The organism is uncultured Campylobacter sp. (genome assembly GCF_937997595.1).
Classification (GTDB): domain Bacteria; phylum Campylobacterota; class Campylobacteria; order Campylobacterales; family Campylobacteraceae; genus Campylobacter_B.
Genome location: NZ_CALKTS010000052.1, coordinates 1 through 4,446 on the forward strand (window position 1 = coordinate 1; position 4,446 = coordinate 4,446).

General features: G+C 47.3%; 3 protein-coding genes. All 3 read right to left on the reverse strand.

Going from position 1 to position 4,446, the window contains the following annotated elements:
- On the reverse strand, positions 1-389 hold a 389-nt coding region (locus Q0614_RS01575), incomplete at its 3' end, for a hypothetical protein (RefSeq protein WP_298786034.1).
- The gene (locus Q0614_RS01580) at positions 390-1,949 is read right to left on the reverse strand and encodes an MBOAT family O-acyltransferase (RefSeq protein ID WP_298786036.1); all 1,560 of its coding nucleotides are present in this window, start codon (positions 1,947-1,949) and stop codon (positions 390-392) included.
- A 1,451-nt stretch (positions 1,950-3,400) separates the two neighbouring features.
- Positions 3,401-4,446: 5-methyltetrahydropteroyltriglutamate--homocysteine S-methyltransferase (gene metE / locus Q0614_RS01585; protein WP_298786038.1), on the reverse strand; the 1,046-nt coding region annotated here is incomplete at its 5' end.

Genomic DNA, 4,446 nt, shown 5'->3' on the forward strand with positions numbered 1-4,446 from the left:
GAATTCTTCGCGGCATGGGCTTGCGGCTTGCTACCTTGCGGTTTAACGCTTTGCGAAGCATCGTGATCTCGCACCCTCATACTTTGCAAAGCTTGATTTTCCGCCATACGATCTTGCGCAGGTTTTTTAAAATTTTTGCTTCCGCTATGCGGACTTGCGTCCTCATCCTTGCTAATGTCCTCGCCTTTGATACGCTGCTCTAGCCTATCTGCGCCATTTGCAATCTTTTCGTAGATCTCTCCACCTACGCGAAACGGCGAGCGGCGCAGCCATTCTTCCAGCCCAAAGTCATCGTGAAATCGCTGCTCCAAATAATAAAGCAGCGAGCCTTGCATAAAAAATGCCGAGAAAAACAGCGCAAAAAGCAGAGTCGAAACAAACCTAAGCATCTAAAATCCCGCGTAGATGAAATTTGGAATTCCGCTTGGCATCAGCGCGAAAATCAGCGTGAAGATCACGCCGAGCGCGAGAGCTTTAGGCAAAAACGGCAGCTCGGCAAAAAGCGCGATCAAAGTATCTTTAAGAGCTGAAATTTTAGGATAAACAAAAATCCCCGCTAATATCACCGCAAGTACCGCTAGCTCGCTAATATCTCCGAAAGCTCGCGCGCGGGTAAAAGCACCTAAAATCGCCGCCGCATCTGGCAGGGAATTAGCGAAAAAAATCCAAGCGAAACTTACAAAAATATAGGTGCAAAAAAGCGCTAAATGCGGATTTAGCGGCTTTACGCCCACTTTGGCAAGACATTTTAAAAATACAAGCGCTGCTCCGTGCAAAAGCCCCCAAATCAAAAAATTTAATCCCGCGCCGTGCCAGATACCAGATAGCGCAAACGCGATTAGCAAATTTACGCAGGTGCGCGCAAAACCCCTGCGCGAGCCGCCAAGCGGGATATAAATATAATCGCGTATAAACGTGGATAAGCTGATATGCCAGCGATCCCAAAACTCGCCTAAATTCTTAGCCGCGTAGGGCATATTAAAATTCTGCGGCAGCTTAAAGCCCATCGCAAGCCCAAGAGCCCGCGCCATATCGATAAAACCGCTAAAATTCGTATAAAGCACCACGCCGTAAAGCAGCAGTGCAGCTAGAATTTGCGCCGCGGAGGACTCAGGCTCGTCGCCGTAAACGCCTGAAATCACATCGCTATAATACGCGCCCAAATAGCCGCTAATAAGCAGCAGCTTAACTAAGGCAAAAATTATAAGCACATAAATTTCATCGGCATTGCCAAAGTGCTTGAAGCGATCAAACTGTGGCAGCACTGGCTCTACGCCCTTGGCAGCGCTAGCGCGCCCGATAGGACCCATCACGACGCTGGGGAAAAACGCTAAAAAGCACGCCAAGCTCAAAAAGCCCTGCTCGCCGCATTCGCGCCTATAAACCGAGACGAAATAGGTGATCGACATAAAAACATAATATGAAATTCCAAGCGGAAACGCCACGCTATCGACGGCACCTAAGTGCAGCGCGGCAAGCGCGGCATTGAAAAACTCCCTGACGTAGCCATAATATTTAAAAAACGCGAGAAAAAATAAGCCGCCAGCAACTGCCGCAAGCATCACCGCACGTGCCTTCGCAGTGGGTAGTGGAATCTGCTTCGCTAGCCCTGCTTTTTGTACTTGCTTGGCTATGCCAGCTTGTTTTGTTGCGCTCATCTGCTTGGCTGCCGCTTTACGCGATAGCTTTTTCTTGTGCGAAGACTGCTTTGCGGGCGGTATGGCTTTTGCGACTACGTAATTAGCGCGCGCGATACATGCACCTGCAAAATATACGAAGGCACTATAGGCTGCAAGCACCAGCGCAAAGCGCGGATTTACGGAGCACATGAAGCCGTAGCTTGCCAGCAGGATCAGAATTTTTTGCGCGAAAATGTGATTTTTGAGCGACCAATAAACGATTAAAAACGCTAAAAAAGCAAGGACAAACTCGGGCGAAAAAAATGTCATTCAATCTTTCCAATTTAAATTTTTAAAGCTCTTGCGGCTTTTAAACGCTCGCGGCGCGAAATTTATACGAAGCGAAAAAGCCAAAAACTTTTTTTTAATCGCTTGCAGCGCGAAATTTTATGCGCAGGTGCGGCATTACGCTGTTAAATGCGCGAATAAATTTAGCGTCCAAATCCTTAGATTCACGGACAGCTTGCATGCAAGCTCTTGCCGCGTGAGCAAAATTCCGCCACAATGGCAAAATTTGAAACGCAAATGAGGGCTCGATGCACGAATAAAATTTTTAAACGCGCTGAGCGCTTTGCCATCAAATTCCCACGAAACCTCGCAAACGCAGTCTCGCAGATTCTACCCGCAGGATTTAAAAATAAGCGCCTTGGAATCATGCCATAATTAGACGCGCGCGATGCTGCTAAAATCCTACAAAATAAAATCTAAAAGCCTAAATTTTGCAGCGATGATAAAATTCCGCCCGTTAAAATCTATCGCGCGAAATTACTAAGTAAATCTCACTTTAAAGCGTGATAGAAACCATCTAAAAGCTGCGCCTTATGAGCCAAAATCATAGCTTTTAATTTTTACTGCAAATTGCAGATCTGCGCCGCCATAAAGGCTCTTTTAATTTTATGGTAACGCAAACGCGCCTTGCGCTAGCCTCGCTCGTTCTTTCTTACAAAAAACACAAGTTAAAATCAATGAGTTCCGCGTCGTAAAATTTTGGCTCTAGACTCGAATTTTAGCACAACAGCGCAAATTCGAGCTCACTAGGCAAAATTAGTCGTAAATTTATGCGCTACATAGATTTTAGTCTGAGCTGAAATTTAACCTAGCAGAGCCGAATCTTGCTTCGCAATCTAACCATTCTAACGAGATAATGTAAATTTTAATTTGCAATTTAAAATTTCTAGCGCAACGATACCGGCTTTGGCTCGCGTTTTGCAATTCTAATCTAGCGGCGCGAAGTTCATAAAGCGGCGCGTAAAATTACAAATTTCAGCGTTTTTTATTCGGCTGGCTAGGTTTGTGTGCGCAAGAACTGATTTGCGAAAATTTTAAAATTTTATCGCTTGCCCCAGCCCGCCTTCAGGGCAATCGCGATAAAATTTACGCTCCACACCTCAAGCAAGCGAGCAGTTGCGATGAAATTCCAAGCTAGCAGTCGAGATGAAATTTTACGTCGCATTTTAAAAAGATCCCGCGCATGCCCAACTGAGAAATCCGTAAATCTCGCGCAAAATTTCACATCGCCGTATTACTTAGCAGCTATCAAATATACTTGCCAAGCAGACGCGTAGAAATCTCTCACCGCCCTTTCATGCTCGTTCGAAGTAAATTTCGCACAGATATTTTAACGGTCCATGCTCGAAATAAACGCTCTACATAATTCTATCGCAAAACGGGACTGCCGGGTGGACTTTTACCCGACAGCAAAGTCTTTTTCTTCGCGGAATTTACCCCTCTGTGCGGATGATTCTTACCGCTTTGACCATATTTTTTAAGCTCGGCTCCACTTCTTCCCATTTGCGCGTTTTTAAGCCGCAGTCCGGGTTGATCCACAGCTGCTCTTTCGGAAGCACCTCAAGCAGCGCGCGGATCTGGCTTACGAGCTCCTGTACGCTAGGAATTCGCGGGCTGTGGATATCGTAAACGCCGGGACCGACCTCCTGCTTGTAGCCGACCGATCTAAAAATTTTAAGCAGCTCGTTGCCGCTGCGAGCGGTCTCGATGCTGATTACGTCGGCGTCCATCGCCTCGATCGTTTTGATGATGTCGTTAAATTCCGAATAGCACATATGCGTGTGGATCTGCGTCTGCGCTCTGGCTGCGCTAACGGCGAGCTTAAAGGCGCTTACGGCAAATTTTTCATACGCAGGAATATTTTCCGCGCGTAGCGGATAGCCCTCTTTAAACGCCGCCTCATCCACTTGAATGATCTTAATGCCCGCGTCTTGCAGATCCGAAATTTCATCAAAAATCGCGAGCGCAAGCTGTTTTACGATCTGCTCGCGAGGCTTATCGTCGCGCACGAAGCTCCAGTTCATCATCGTAACAGGCCCCGTTAGCATGCCTTTCATAATCTTTTTAGTGCGGCTTTGGGCGTATTTGATCCACTCCACGGTCATCGGTTTTGGGCGGCTCACGTCGCCGAAAAGTAGCGGCGGTTTCACGCAACGGCTGCCGTAGCTCTGCACCCAGCCGTTGGCGCTAAACGCGTATCCGCTCATCTGCTCGCCGAAATACTCGACCATATCGTTACGCTCCGGCTCGCCGTGAACCAGTACGTCCAGACCAATCTCATCTTGAAATTTAACGCAGTCGTCGATGTAGGCTTTGATGTCACGCTCGTAGGCTTCGCGGCCAATTAAGCCCTTTTTATAGGCATTTCGGACTTGTCGAAGCTCAGCAGTCTGCGGAAAGGAGCCGATCGTAGTGGTAGGTAAAATTCCATATCCAAGCTCTTTTTTCTGCACCTTGATGCGATCCTCGTAGCGATCGG

Bases quoted from the DNA above. Each gene is read 5' to 3' on its own strand.
- Q0614_RS01580 (WP_298786036.1), bottom strand. From the start codon at position 1,949: ATGACATTTTTTTCGCCCGAGTTTGTCCTTGCTTTTTTAGCGTTTTTA.